This window comes from Stackebrandtia sp., assembly GCF_035643755.1.
GTDB lineage: Bacteria > Actinomycetota > Actinomycetes > Mycobacteriales > Micromonosporaceae > Stackebrandtia.
The window spans coordinates 1-12,143 of sequence record NZ_DASQPW010000070.1 but is presented as its reverse complement, the minus strand read 5'-3'; the positions used below and the strand labels follow the sequence as shown (position 1 = coordinate 12,143).

The window sequence follows — 12,143 nt, the reverse complement described above, 5'->3', positions numbered from 1 at the left end:
GTCATCGGCGGCCGCCCGGGCGGCCCCGCGCCGTACGGCACCCCGCCGACGCGCCCGGTGACCGGCACCCCGCTGGAGCCCGCCCCGCTGGCGCGCCCCGTCATCGGGTTGCGTCCCGGTGTGTCGGGTCCCGGTGGCGTGCCGACGATCCCGAACACCCCCGCGCGGGGCGTCAACCGCCCCCTGATCGGCAAGCGGACCGTCGCCGACCCGGCGGCGCCGGTGGAGGGGACCGGTGGGCCGCGGTCGACGACCGCGCGCTCCACGGTGCGTCCCAAGGCGATGATCGACGGCGAGGCGCCCGCCGAGGCGGTCCCGTCGCGCTCCTGGACCCGTTCCCCGGTCAGGCTGCGCACCGTCGAGCCCGAGCCGACCCTCGTCGAGCCCGAGCCCGAGCCGCTGGTGGGAAAGCCCCCCGGCCAACGGGTCTCGATTCGTCCCGTGGGCGAGGAGACGGTCGCCGAGCGCGCCGTCTTCCGCGGCACGGCGTCGGTGCCGAACGCGCCGAGCGGCCCCGGCCAGGACGTTTTCGCCAAGGCCGCCAGGGATCGCGCGAAGGCCGAGGCCGAGGCGGCCAGCCACGTCACCGACGGCGACGTGGACTACGAATGGCGCATCACGCAGGACACGGTGCGCGGGGTCATCACCGGCCCCGACACCCGCGGTTGACTTCTCCGATTGAGTTAGTGGTTCACCCTGGCGGCGCTGGCAATCCCAACAGCGCCGCCAGGGTTTTCGCGTGATGGTCGAAGGCGACCTCGCGGGCCTCGATCGTGTTGTCGAACTGCCCGAACATCTCGAAGTTGACCCAGCCGTACAGCCCCGTCCACGCCGACATCGCCACCGCGATCACGTCGTCGGGGACGCCGTGGATGAGCTGGCGGACCCGCGCGGCGTCGTCGCCGAACTCCTCGGGCACTCGTGGCAGCAGCTTCGGCGGCTCCAGGGCGCCGGTGGCGTACGACTCGGACACGATGCGCCCGAACACCACGGTGTCGCGGACCGCCGAGGTGACGGTCTCCTGTGGGGCGCGGTATCCGGGAACCGGTGTGCCGTAAAGCAACTCGTACTCGTGGCGGTGCTCCAGTGCCCAGCCGCGCACCGCGTGACACACCGCCATCCAGCGCCGCGTGAAGCCGTGGGCGGCGGCGTCGGCGGTCTCCACGGCCTCGCCCAGCGAGTCGTACGCGTCGATGATCAGCGCGGTGAGCAGGTCGTCCTTTGTGGGGAAGTAGCGGTGGATCGCCGACGACGCCATGCCGAGCTCGCGGGTGATGGCCCGCAGGGACAGCCCCGCGGCCCCGACGGTGGCGAGGTGTTGGCGGGCGGTGCGGGTGATCTCGCGGGTCAGCGCGGCGCGGGCCCGGGCGCGGGCGGTGTTGGGGGCGCTCATGAGGCGAGCGTAACAGAGCATTGCTCAAAAACAAGAGCACTGCTCTTGACAACTCCCGCCCCGTGTGTAAGCATTGCTCTCAACACAGAGCACTGCTCTCGAAAGGACGCCCCCCATGCTCACCGCCGCCAAGAACGCCAACCTCCTCCTGATGTTCCTCCTGGAGCTCGGGGTGCTGTTTTCCGTGGGCTACTGGGGAATGCGCCTCGACGCCGCCCTGCCCGTCCGCGTCGTCGCCGCGCTCGCCGCGGTGGCCGTGTTCATCGCGATCTGGGCGATCTTCGGCGCCGGCGGCGGCGAGAACGCGACAGTCCCGCTGCACGGCTGGTGGCGGGTCGGGCTCGAAATAGTCTGGTTCGGCGGCGGAGCGGGCGCGCTGGCATTGGCCGGCCGCCCGGTGGCCGGGGCAGTCTTCGTGGCAGTGTTCATCGTCAACGCCGTGCTGCGGCTCGTATGGAAACAGGTCTGAATCATGGGAAAGCACGTCATCGTCGGAGGCGGCCAGGTCGGCGGCCAGTTGGCCACCCAACTGCACGAGGCGGGGCACGACGTCACGGTCGTCACCCGCTCGGGCCGCGGCCCGTCCGAGGTCACCAATGTGGCCGCCGACGCCTCGGACGCCGCGCGGCTCACCGAGATCGCCAAGGGGGCCGACGCGCTCTACAACTGCGCCAACCCCGCCTACCACCGCTGGCTCACCGACTGGCCGCCGCTGTCCGACAGCCTGCTGCGCACCGCCGAGGACACCGGCGCGGTGTACGTCATCCTCGGCAACCTCTACATGTACGCCCCGCCGACGGCGCCGATGCGCGAGACCGACCCGCTGGAGCCGTCCATGGAGAAGGCCAAGGTCCGCGTTCGCATGTGGACCGACGCCCTCGCCGCCCACGAGGCGGGCCGGGCGCGGGTGGTCGAGGTGCGCGCCAGCGACTTCTTCGGCCCCAGCGCCTCGGGACAGTCGCACCTGGGCGAGCGCTTCATCCCGAGACTGTTGGCGGGCAAGACCATCCAGTTCTTCGGCGACCCGGGCCAGCCCCACAGCTGGACCTACCTTCCCGACGTCGCCCGCGCCCTGGCCACCGCCGCCGCGGACGAACGCGCCTGGGGCCGGCCCTGGCACGTGCCCACCAACGACCCGCTCAGCGCCCGCGAGGTCGCGCAGCACATGGCCAGGGTCGCGGGCGTCGAGGCCCCGAAGGTCGTGCCGATGCCGCAGGCGGTGCTGTCGGCGGTCGGGCTGTTCCAGCCGCTGGTGCGCGAGCTGAAGCACGTCCGCTACCAGTTCACCGCGCCGTTCATCATGGACTCCTCACAGTTCCAGCAGACCTTCGACCAGCACCCCACGCCCATGGACGATGCCCTGTTGGCCAGCGTCGATCGTTGGCGCTGAACGGAAACTAGACCCCGACTAGACGGTCACGCCGAGACTTGCCTCCATGAACAGGAGGTGCTCGCGTGACCGTCTTTGAGCAGTTCAACCGCGTCAACGTCAACACGACGTCGCCCGACCGATCGGTGGCGGCGTCGTGGACGCTGGCCGCCGGCTTCACCGTCGCCGTCGACCCCGCCTCGGTGCGCGCCCACGACGACAAGAGCCTGGCCGCCCAGGCCACCGCCGCGGTGCGCGGCGCCCAACACGGCTACGTCAAGGCGGTGTGCCGGGTCCGGGGCATCGCCGCATCCGATCCCTCACGGGGGGCGATCGGTGGCGACGCCGAGTCGCGGCGAAGGCTGACGGAAGAACTCGACAATGTGGACGTCACCGTGGTGTCGGATCGCGGATACGCCAAGGCGCGCATCGGCGGCGACGAGCTGGTCGAGATCAGGATCAGGCCGGGCACCCTGAACGCCCGCACCCCCGCCGAGGCGCTGTCCACCGACATCAACGGCGCCATCGCCACCGCGATGGCCCGCCACCGCGCCCAATGCCGTTCGATCACCGAACGGTTCCACGCCAAGCGATCGCGATAGGGGATCGGCATGAGCGAAGTCAAGATCGACGCGTCGCAACTGAAGGACGCCCACAACCGCATCTACGCCGCGGCCGACGCGTACGCCCAGGCCACGGGGTTCCTCACGGGCGCCGGGGGCGGCGCCTCCGACAAGGTCACCGCCGAGTGGACGAAGCTGCGCGACGACGTGCAGCGCGTCATCTCGGGCTCGGCGGACAACCTCATCAAGGTCGGCAAGCTCGTCATCAAGACCGCCGAGGACATGGGCGTCACCGACGCCGGCAACGCCAAGGACCTCGATCGCGAGCTGGACAAGCTCGAACACGACGTCAACCACGTGTGATCTCAAGGAAGTCTGATGGGTAATGATCTGGTCCCCGACCTGCGGGCCAAAACCGTTGACAACACCACGATCCTGAACAAGGTGGCCGAGCTTCAGCGCGTCGCCTACAAGAAGGGGTGGGACGAGAAGAGCACCCGCGCCTCCAACGGAATCGTCACGAAGACGGCCCCGTCCATCGGCGAGATGGGCGAACTCAACGCGATGTGGAACGACATCTACAGCGCCTTCACGGCGTTCCTGACCCCCGATCCGCTGACCATGTTCGCCGACGGAAAGCTCTGCGACAAGGCCACCAAGCACGTCGGGCCGGGCGCGCTGCCGCAGTCGCGGCTCATCGGCCTGCAACACACGCTTCCCGACGGCTTCAAGGGAAAGGCCGCCGACACGTTCTTTCGCGACTACATCGACGTCCACCCCGCCATCGTGACGAACCAGCACGACGCGATCGACGCCGTGGGCGCCGCGATCACCCTCAACGGCATGATCTATCACTCCGCGCGGGCGACCATCATGGACGTCGCGGACAAGACCATCCAGCAGCTCAACCAGGAAAGCGACAGCCTCAAGATCGCGCTGACCGTGGCGGGAACCATCGCCGCGGTGGTCTCCTCGGTCGGCACGGGGGGAGCCGCGGCGGCGGCGATCGCGGGCGGCACCGCCACCGCCGCCACGGGTTTCGGCGTGGCGGGGTCGATCATGGGCACGCTGGCCAACGCGGGAAACGCCGTGTCGTCGATCGGCAAGGAGATCAAGGGGGCGATGGTGCCCGACATCATCGAGAGCATGAAGTCGGCGCTGCACGCCGTGCGCCAGGAGATGGACAACGAGCAGCAGAAGCTGATCGACGGGATCGGTCAGGCGCGCGTCGTCCTGCACGACATGTGGCTGGGGAAGGTACCCAGCGCGGTGTCGGGCCGCTACGCCACCCCCGATCCGCACGGGAACGTCGGTGGGCGGCCCGTCAACCTGTTGGTGGTCAACAGTCCCGCGGGGGTCTGACGCCCGTCGCGCTAAAGGGAGCGCCGCAGTTCGCGCGCGATCGGGGCGCCGATCGCGGTGTACACGTCGACGGCCTCGCGCAGGTGGGCCTCGGCGGCGACCCGGTCTCCCAGTGCCGCATGGCATTCGGCCAGGGAGTGCTCGGCGCGGGCCTGCTCGTAGCGGTGGCCGTCGCGCGCCGCCAGCGACAGTCCTTCCTGGAGCTCCGCCAGGGCGGCGACGGCGTCGCCGACTGCCGACAGGGTGCGCCCGAACTCGATGTGATTGCGGGCCTGGGCTCCCGAGTTGTCGCCGCCGCCGCTGCCGATCGCGCGCCGATGGTGGTCGACGGCCTCGTCGTGGCGGCCCAGGGCGCGCAGGTTGACCGCGATCGCGGTGAGCGTGTTGGACAGGCCGAAGGAGGACGGGAACCGCTCGGCGTAGCGCAGGGCGCGGTACAGGTGGGCCAGCGCCGTGGCGGGCTCGCCGAGCTCGCCGTGGACCAGGCCGTAACAGAAGTCCAATTGGGCCAGTTGGCGCTGCTGTCCGTTGCGGGTGAAGATCCTGCGGGCGCGGTTGAGCAGGGGCAGGGCCTCGTCGAGGCGCTGCATGGTGACGGCGAGGGTGATGTAGTTGGTGATGAGCCTGGCCTCGGCGGCGTCGGCGTTGGCGGCGTTGGCGAAGCCGACGGCCCGGTCGAGGCATTCGGCGGCGGTGTCGAGGTTTCCGCTGTGGTGGTGGGTGACGCCGAGGCTGTTCCACACCCCCGCCTGGCCGTTGACGTCGCCGAGCTTGTCGCGGATCTCCAGGGAGCGTTGGAAGTTCTCGATCGCCTCGGGGTATTGGCGCAGCAGCAGATGGGCGATGGCGAGGTTGTTCGACGCCACCGCCGCGTCGCGCGGTTCGCTCGCGGCGTCGGCGGCCCGGGCCGCCTGGTCGAGGACGCCGCGCAGCCGCGCGGCGTCCCCGTCGGTGGCCAGTTCGCTTGTCGCGTCGGCGATCTGCCACACGTGGGTGTCCACGCCCCGCGAGATCGCGGACGTCAACATGTCCTCAAGGGATGGTCCACCCGTGTCTCCCTGGACGGCGAAGGCCACCAGCCCCGGGTCGGTGGGCGGCTCGTGAAGCCGCGGATGCGACACGGCCTTCTCCGACTCCACCGCCGCCGTGGTCCGCAGCGAGTCCAGCAGCCGCAGGCCCGCGTCCTCGCGGCCCGTGTGGGTCTCGGCGTGCCTCGACTTCGCCGAGGCGAACTGCCGCATCAGGTCGTGGAAGGCGTAACGGCCGGGACCGGGGCTGTCCAACAGATTGGCGTCCACCATGTCGTCCAACTGGTCCTGCGCGCTCGACAGTGGAATGTCGGCCAGGGCCGCGGCGGCGCGGGCGTCGAAACGGGTCCGGGGGTACAGCGCGAGCATGCGGAAGGTGCGCTGGAGCTCGGGCTCCAGTTCCCGATAGGACACCTCGAACGCGGCGGCGACGCTCTGGTTGCGGACGCTGAGGGTTTCCATGCGCCGCAGGTCATGCGACAGGCGCTGGTACAGGTCGTCCAGGCTCCACCGGGAGCGCCGCCGCAGCTGCTGGGCGGCGACGCGGATCGCCAGCGGCAGCCGCCCGCACAGCTCCACGATGTGTCCGATCAGGACATACTGCGCGTCGTCGGGCTCGATGCGGGCGGCCTGGGTGAACATGTCGATCGCCTGCGCGCCGTCCAGGGCGGCCAGCGACACCAGATGCACGTCGTCGAGCTCGGCGAAGCGGCGGCGGCTGGTGGCCAGCACGAACCCGCCCCCCGCCCCCGGCAGCAGGGCGCGGATCTGTTCGGCGTCGGCGGCGTTGTCCAGCACCACGAGCACGCGCTTGCGCGCGAGGATGCTGCGGTACAGCGCGGCGCGCTCCTCCGCCAGCGCGGGCAGGTCCGCCTCGCCGACCCCCAGCGCCCGCAGGGCCCGCTCCAGAGCCTGCGCCGCGGTCACGGGCGCCACGTCGCCGGAGAACCCGTGCAGGTCGAGGAAGAGCTGCCCGTCGGGGTACTGCGGCGCCAGCCAGTGAGCGATGTGGACGGCCAGGGTGGTCTTGCCGATCCCCGCCATGCCGTCGATGATCGCGACGGGGGAGCCGCCGGTCCTGGTGCGCAGCAGGGTTTCCACGTCCGCCTCCCGCCCCGTGAACGTGGCGATGTCGGCGGGGAGCTGCTGGGGGACCACCGCCGTGGCGCGCGGCGACCGCTCGGCGACGTCGAGGGCGGGATCGTTGTGGAGGATGCGCTGATGCAGTTCGCTCAGGGAGGGCCCGAGGTCGAGGCCGAGCTGGTCGGCCGACAGTTCCTGCCCGTCCCGAAACACCCGCAGCGCCTCGGCCTGGCGTCCGCTGCGGTACAGCGCCAGCATCAGGTTGGCGCGGAAGCGTTCCCGGTACGGGTGCTGCGCCACCAGCGCGGTCAGCTCGGGCACCACCTCGGAGTGTCGTCCCAGCCCCAGCTCGACGCCCGTGAAGCTCTCCATCGCCGACAGCCGCAGGTCCTCCAGCCGAAACGCCTCGTCGCGCAGCTGCGGCGGGTCGGTCAGGTCCGCGTACGCCGCGCCCCGCCACAGCCCCAGGGCCTCGCGCAGCTGGCGGCTGGCGGTCTCGGGCCGCGACTTCACCTGCGCCGACGCCTCGCGACGCAGCCGCTCGAACTTGTGCGAATCGATCGACTCGGCGTCGGAGTTCAGCGCGTACCCGCCGCCGCTTCTGACGATGCGGTCCTTGCCGCCCAGCGCCTTGCGCAGCGACAGCACGTGCCAGCCCAGCGCCTTGCGGACGTCGCCCGGCGCCTGGCCGTCCCACAGCACGTCGATCACGGTGTCGCGCGGCACGGGGCTGCCCAGCCGCGACAGCAGCAGCGCCAGAAAGAGCCGCTGGAGCGGCGAGTCGATGCGGATCACGCCGTTCATGCCGCGGACCTCCAGCGGCCCCAGATTCGCAAAACGCACGGAACCTCCGAAAACCCGCCAATCCAGACAGTGCCTATAACGTCACTGCCGCAACACTAATGGAGAGACCCACATCACGGCCCAACGTGTCACTTCGTCGCCCTCCCGCTCGTCATACGGGTACATCGCCCACAACGATCAAGGAGTGCGACAGTGAACGCTCGATTGAACATCATGGGGATACCCGCCGCGGCCAAGGCGATGAAGCACATCATCGCCGCCAACCAGGCCCTCGGGGCGCTGGGCCTCACGCCCGAGCTCCACGAGCTGGTGGCGCTGCGGGTCAGCCAGATCAACGGCTGCTCCTTCTGCGTCGACATGCACACCAAGGAGCTCGCCCACGCGGGCGCCGACGCGACGCGGATCAACCTGGTCGCGGGCTGGCGGGAGGCGACGGTGTTCACCGACGCCGAGCGCGCCGCCTTCGAACTGGCCGAGGAGGGCACGCGGATCGCCGACGCCGCGGGCGGCGTGCCCGACGACGTGTGGGCCAACGCCGCCAAGCACTACAGCGAGGAGCAGCTCGCCGCGCTGGTGTTGCACATCGCGCTGATGAACACCTTCAACCGCGGCAACATCATCGTGCGAAACCCCGCCGGGGACTACGTCCCCGGGCAGATGGGTTGAGACACGGCGAAGCCTCGGGCCCGCCACTGGACCCGAGGCCGCTCAGCGTCGTTCAGGCTCCCACGTATTCGGCGAGGTGCTCAGCCGTCAAGGTGGACCGCGCCTTCACCAGCTCGGCGGGCGTCCCCTCGAAGACGACGCGCCCGCCGTCGTGTCCCGCGCCGGGCCCGAGGTCGATGATCCAGTCGGCGTGCGCCATCACGGCCTGGTGATGCTCGATGACGATGACGGACTTGCCCGCGTCGACCAGCCGATCCAACAGGCCCAAAAGCTGCTCGACGTCCGCCAGGTGCAGCCCCGTCGTCGGCTCGTCCAGGACGAAGGTCCCGCCCTTGTCGCCCAGGTGGGTCGCCAGCTTCAGCCGCTGCCGCTCACCGCCCGACAGCGTCGTCAACGGCTGCCCGATGGTGAGGTACCCCAGCCCCACGTCGTCGAGGCGTTCCAGGATCTTGTGCGCCGCAGGGGTTTTCGCCTCGCCCTCGCCGAAGTACTCCTTCGCCTCGGCCACCGACATCGCCAGCACCTCGGCGATGTCGCGACCGCCCAGTTTGTACTCCAACACCGAGGCCTGGAACCGCTTCCCCTCGCACTCCTCGCAAGGCGACTCCACGGTGGCCATGACGCCCAGCTCGGTGTACACCACGCCCGCGCCGTTACACACGGGACAGGCGCCCTCGGAGTTGGCGCTGAACAGCGCGGGCTTCACGCCGTTGGTCTTGGCGAACGCCTTGCGAATCGGGTCGAGCAGCCCCGTGTACGTCGCGGGGTTGCTGCGCCGCGAGCCCCGAATCGGCGTCTGGTCGACCAACACCACCCCGTCGCGCCCCGCCACGGAACCGTCGATCAGGGAGCTCTTTCCCGACCCCGCCACGCCCGTCACGACGCACAACACCCCCAACGGAACGTCAACGTCCACATCGCGCAGGTTGTGGGTGTCGGCCCCGCGCACCTCCATGGCCCGCTTCGAGACCCGCACCTCGTCCTTGAGCCTCGCCCGATCGTCCAGGTGCCGCCCCGTGATGGTGCCGCTGGAACGCAACTCGCCGACGGTCCCCTCGAAACAGATCTCGCCCCCGCGCGAACCCGCTCCGGGCCCCAGATCCACCACGTGATCGGCGATCGCGATCACCTCGGGCTTGTGCTCCACCACCAGCACGCTGTTCCCCTTGTCGCGCAGGCGGAGCAACAGATCGTTCATGCGCTGGATGTCGTGCGGGTGCATCCCGATGGACGGCTCGTCGAACACGTACGTCACGTCCGTCAGCGGAGAACCCAGGTGCCGCACCATCTTGGTGCGCTGCGCCTCACCCCCCGACAGGGTCCCCGATGCCCGATCGAGACTGAGATACCCCAACCCGATTTCCACAAACGACTCGAGAATCTCGCCCAGCGCCTTCAACAACGGCGCCACCGACGGCTCCTCGAGGCCCCGCACCCACGCCGCCAGGTCGCTGATCTGCATGGCGCACGCGTCGGCGATGCTGATCTTCTTGATCTTCGACGACCGCGCCGTGTCCGACAACCGCGTCCCCCCGCACTCGCCGCACACGCTGAACGTGACCGCCCGATCCACGAACGCCCGAATGTGCGGCTGCATCGACTCCCTGTCCTTCGACAGCATCGACTTTTGAATCCGCACCACCAGACCCTCGTAGGTCATGTTGATGTTGGCGATCTTCGTCCGCGTCGGCTCCTTGTAAAGGAAGTCCTGCAGCTGCTTCTTCGTGTACTTACGGATCGGCACGTCGGGATCGACAAGCCCCGATTCCTTATACATGCGCATATTCCAGCTGTCGGCGCCGTACCCGGGAATCGTCACCGCGCCGTCGTTCAACGACTTCGCGTCGTCATACAGCTCGCCCAGGTCGATGTCGTTGACCATGCCGCGCCCCTCGCACCGCGGACACATCCCGCCCACGATGTTGAAGCTGCGCCGCTCCTTGACGGTCCGCCCGCCCTTCTCGAACGCCACGGCCCCCGCCCCGCTGATCGACGCCACATTGAACGAAAACGCCTGCGGCGAACCCACATGCGGCTTCCCCAAGCGACTGAACAGAATCCGCAACATGGCGCCCGCGTCGGTCGCGGTGCCCACGGTCGACCGCGGGTTCGACCCCATCCGCTCCTGGTCCACGATGATCGCGGTGGTCAACCCGTCCAGGACGTCCACATCGGGCCGCGCCAGCGTCGGCATGAACCCCTGCACGAACGCGCTATACGTCTCGTTGATCAACCGCTGCGACTCCGCGGCGATCGTGGAGAACACCAGCGAGCTCTTCCCCGAACCCGACACGCCCGTGAACGCCGTCAACCGCCGCTTCGGGATCTCGATGCTGACGTCCTTGAGATTGTTGACCCGCGCCCCGTGCACCCGAATCAGATCGTGGCTGTCGGCCACCGCGCCTTCGCTCATCTGCTCACCCTCTCGATCTTCGCGAACTCGAATCTAACCAGCTCTGCCCGACGAAGGTCGATCAGTCCTGTAGCACGCCCAGCACGTTGCCGTCGACGTCGACGACCGTGGCGACCACCCGCGTCCCGCCGACGCTGTGCGCGGCCTCCTTCACGGTGGCACCCGCGGCCACCAGCTCGGCCACCTTCGCCTCGATGTCGTCCACCTCCCAGTACGCCACGGGGGACTCCATCTTCTGCGGCCCGCCGCCCGGCACCAGCCCGATGTGCTGGCCGTCGGCCTCGTACCCCACGTAATACGACTCGTCCACCTGCGGCTCGACCCCGAGCAGGGCGGTGTAGACGTCCTTGGCCTTGGCCAGGTCGCTCACGGGGTGCAGCACTGTCTTGATCATGATTTCTCCTGAAGTCGTGGTCGGAATCTTCTGGGTCATCGCGCGAAACGGCGTCAGGCAGTCGACGCCGCGTTTGCCCTCGGTGATCTCCATAAGTCCACGCTATGCGCGACGGGCGGGCGGTGGCTTCTTGAAAACTGATCGATGACGGACATCCGTGCTTGTCGGTAGCTGCTAGGGCCCGACAGGATGGACCGTGTCAAATCCGCTGATCGCCGAATACGGAATCCAGGTCGTCGCGCAGACTTTGGTAGTCCATCGGGGGACAGTTGGCAAAGTGGACAAGGACCTCGTTAATGGGTACCAACCGTCGACGCCCGAGTGGTCGGAGTTCGCCGACTGGAATGCCGTGTCGAGTGATGATTATCGTCTCCCCAGCCTCGAGAGCATCCACAATCTCGGTCGAGGAGTCCCGCAGTTCACGCTGTGTGATTGTTCGATCCATGGGAAGACTCTGGCACACCGCTCGCGATGGGAGCGCCTCGTCGGAGCCGCCCGAACAGGCGGTGTTGTCGGGTGCGCGTTCGCATCCAGCGCCGTGAGCACCCGTCCCGTCGAACCAACCGATAAAAGCTCCACCGCCCGCACGCTTCTTCGAAACCGATCGGGCCGAACCTTGATAAGGTCGCACAGGTTCGATATGGAGGGGCCCATGAGCCAAGACGACGACATCCAGCTGATCCACCGATCCATCACCTCGGGTGCCGAGGCGCCGACCGACATCATCGAACGCGTCGGCATCGAGCGCACCTACGCTCTGATCTCGGCCGCCCTCACCCTGGCGGTGCAGCGCAAGTTCCATCCCACCGCCACAGTGGACGACATCGCCGCGTTCGCCACGGACCTGCCCAAGCGCTTCGATGACGACGACATCGATCCCAAGATCGCCGAGGCCGTGATCCGCGGTGCCCGCGGCGAACTCGCCGAGCTGCACTCGTTGTCGAACGGTGAGATCGTGGGCATGATGTTCCTGGTCACCAACGCGATCATGAGCGAGGAGAACCTCGAGGGCGAGGATCTCGTGGAGTTCATCAACGACGTCCTGGAGACAGTGGACGCCGAGACGCG

At 68.9% G+C, this 12,143-nt stretch carries 11 protein-coding genes and 1 pseudogene; 8 read left to right on the top strand and 4 right to left on the bottom strand.

The genetic code is table 11. The features are described 5' to 3' along the window. Nucleotides 1–669 (top strand): annotated as a pseudogene (locus VE172_RS05080) (hypothetical protein); the annotation flags it as partial. Nucleotides 670–691: 22 nt separating this feature from the next. Here the strand turns inward: VE172_RS05080 and VE172_RS05075 are convergent. Then, entirely contained in the window at nucleotides 692–1,393 is a 702-nt protein-coding gene (locus VE172_RS05075) for a TetR/AcrR family transcriptional regulator (RefSeq protein WP_324798080.1), read from the bottom strand. Between the two features lie 115 nt (nucleotides 1,394–1,508). On the opposite strand from VE172_RS05075, the gene VE172_RS05070 reads away from it, so the two are divergent. The 5 genes from VE172_RS05070 (at nucleotide 1,509) to VE172_RS05050 (ending at nucleotide 4,687) form a co-directional block, all read left to right on the top strand. After that, complete coding sequence (locus VE172_RS05070; protein WP_324798078.1) at nucleotides 1,509–1,862, top strand: DUF2568 domain-containing protein; 354 nt, start codon at nucleotides 1,509–1,511, stop codon at nucleotides 1,860–1,862. Between the two features lie 3 nt (nucleotides 1,863–1,865). After that, nucleotides 1,866–2,783, top strand: a complete 918-nt coding sequence (locus tag VE172_RS05065; RefSeq protein WP_324798075.1) for an NAD-dependent epimerase/dehydratase family protein — start codon at nucleotides 1,866–1,868, stop codon at nucleotides 2,781–2,783. Between the two features lie 65 nt (nucleotides 2,784–2,848). Further along, nucleotides 2,849–3,364: a hypothetical protein gene (locus VE172_RS05060; RefSeq protein ID WP_324798073.1), complete on the top strand. Its 516-nt coding sequence runs from the start codon at nucleotides 2,849–2,851 to the stop codon at nucleotides 3,362–3,364. Nucleotides 3,365–3,373: 9 nt separating this feature from the next. Then, entirely contained in the window at nucleotides 3,374–3,688 is a 315-nt protein-coding gene (locus VE172_RS05055) for a hypothetical protein (RefSeq protein ID WP_324798070.1), read from the top strand. Nucleotides 3,689–3,703: 15 nt separating this feature from the next. After that, nucleotides 3,704–4,687 carry a hypothetical protein gene (locus VE172_RS05050; protein WP_324798068.1) on the top strand — a complete coding sequence of 328 codons (984 nt, stop codon included), beginning with the start codon at nucleotides 3,704–3,706 and terminating at the stop codon, nucleotides 4,685–4,687. Between the two features lie 11 nt (nucleotides 4,688–4,698). Here VE172_RS05050 and VE172_RS05045 read toward each other — a convergent pair whose 3' ends face one another. Continuing rightward, complete coding sequence (locus VE172_RS05045; protein WP_324798066.1) at nucleotides 4,699–7,641, bottom strand: AfsR/SARP family transcriptional regulator; 2,943 nt, start codon at nucleotides 7,639–7,641, stop codon at nucleotides 4,699–4,701. A gap of 153 nt (nucleotides 7,642–7,794) precedes the next feature. On the opposite strand from VE172_RS05045, the gene VE172_RS05040 reads away from it, so the two are divergent. Continuing rightward, on the top strand, nucleotides 7,795–8,268 hold the full coding sequence (locus VE172_RS05040) for a carboxymuconolactone decarboxylase family protein (RefSeq protein ID WP_324798064.1): 474 nt from the start codon (nucleotides 7,795–7,797) through the stop codon (nucleotides 8,266–8,268). Nucleotides 8,269–8,320: 52 nt separating this feature from the next. Here the strand turns inward: VE172_RS05040 and VE172_RS05035 are convergent, their stop codons facing one another. Further along, complete coding sequence (locus VE172_RS05035; protein ID WP_324798062.1) at nucleotides 8,321–10,681, bottom strand: excinuclease ABC subunit UvrA; 2,361 nt, start codon at nucleotides 10,679–10,681, stop codon at nucleotides 8,321–8,323. 61 nt (nucleotides 10,682–10,742) lie between these two features. After that, complete coding sequence (locus VE172_RS05030) at nucleotides 10,743–11,114, bottom strand: VOC family protein (protein ID WP_414715066.1); 372 nt, start codon at nucleotides 11,112–11,114, stop codon at nucleotides 10,743–10,745. Nucleotides 11,115–11,727: 613 nt separating this feature from the next. Between VE172_RS05030 and VE172_RS05025 the strand changes: the two genes are divergently transcribed. Next, the coding region (locus VE172_RS05025) for a hypothetical protein (RefSeq protein ID WP_324798057.1) at nucleotides 11,728–12,143 on the top strand (416 nt) is incomplete at its 3' end.

What these genes read in the sequence shown, in the direction of transcription:
- VE172_RS05075 (WP_324798080.1), bottom strand. Translation starts at nt 1,393, where the DNA reads ATGAGCGCCCCCAACACCGCCCGCGCCCGGGCCCGCGCCGCGCTGACC.
- VE172_RS05070 (WP_324798078.1), top strand. Translation starts at nt 1,509, where the DNA reads ATGCTCACCGCCGCCAAGAACGCCAACCTCCTCCTGATGTTCCTCCTG.
- VE172_RS05065 (WP_324798075.1), top strand. Translation starts at nt 1,866, where the DNA reads ATGGGAAAGCACGTCATCGTCGGAGGCGGCCAGGTCGGCGGCCAGTTG.
- VE172_RS05055 (WP_324798070.1), top strand. Translation starts at nt 3,374, where the DNA reads ATGAGCGAAGTCAAGATCGACGCGTCGCAACTGAAGGACGCCCACAAC.
- VE172_RS05050 (WP_324798068.1), top strand. Translation starts at nt 3,704, where the DNA reads ATGGGTAATGATCTGGTCCCCGACCTGCGGGCCAAAACCGTTGACAAC.
- VE172_RS05035 (WP_324798062.1), bottom strand. Translation starts at nt 10,681, where the DNA reads ATGAGCGAAGGCGCGGTGGCCGACAGCCACGATCTGATTCGGGTGCAC.
- VE172_RS05030 (WP_414715066.1), bottom strand. Translation starts at nt 11,114, where the DNA reads ATGACCCAGAAGATTCCGACCACGACTTCAGGAGAAATCATGATCAAG.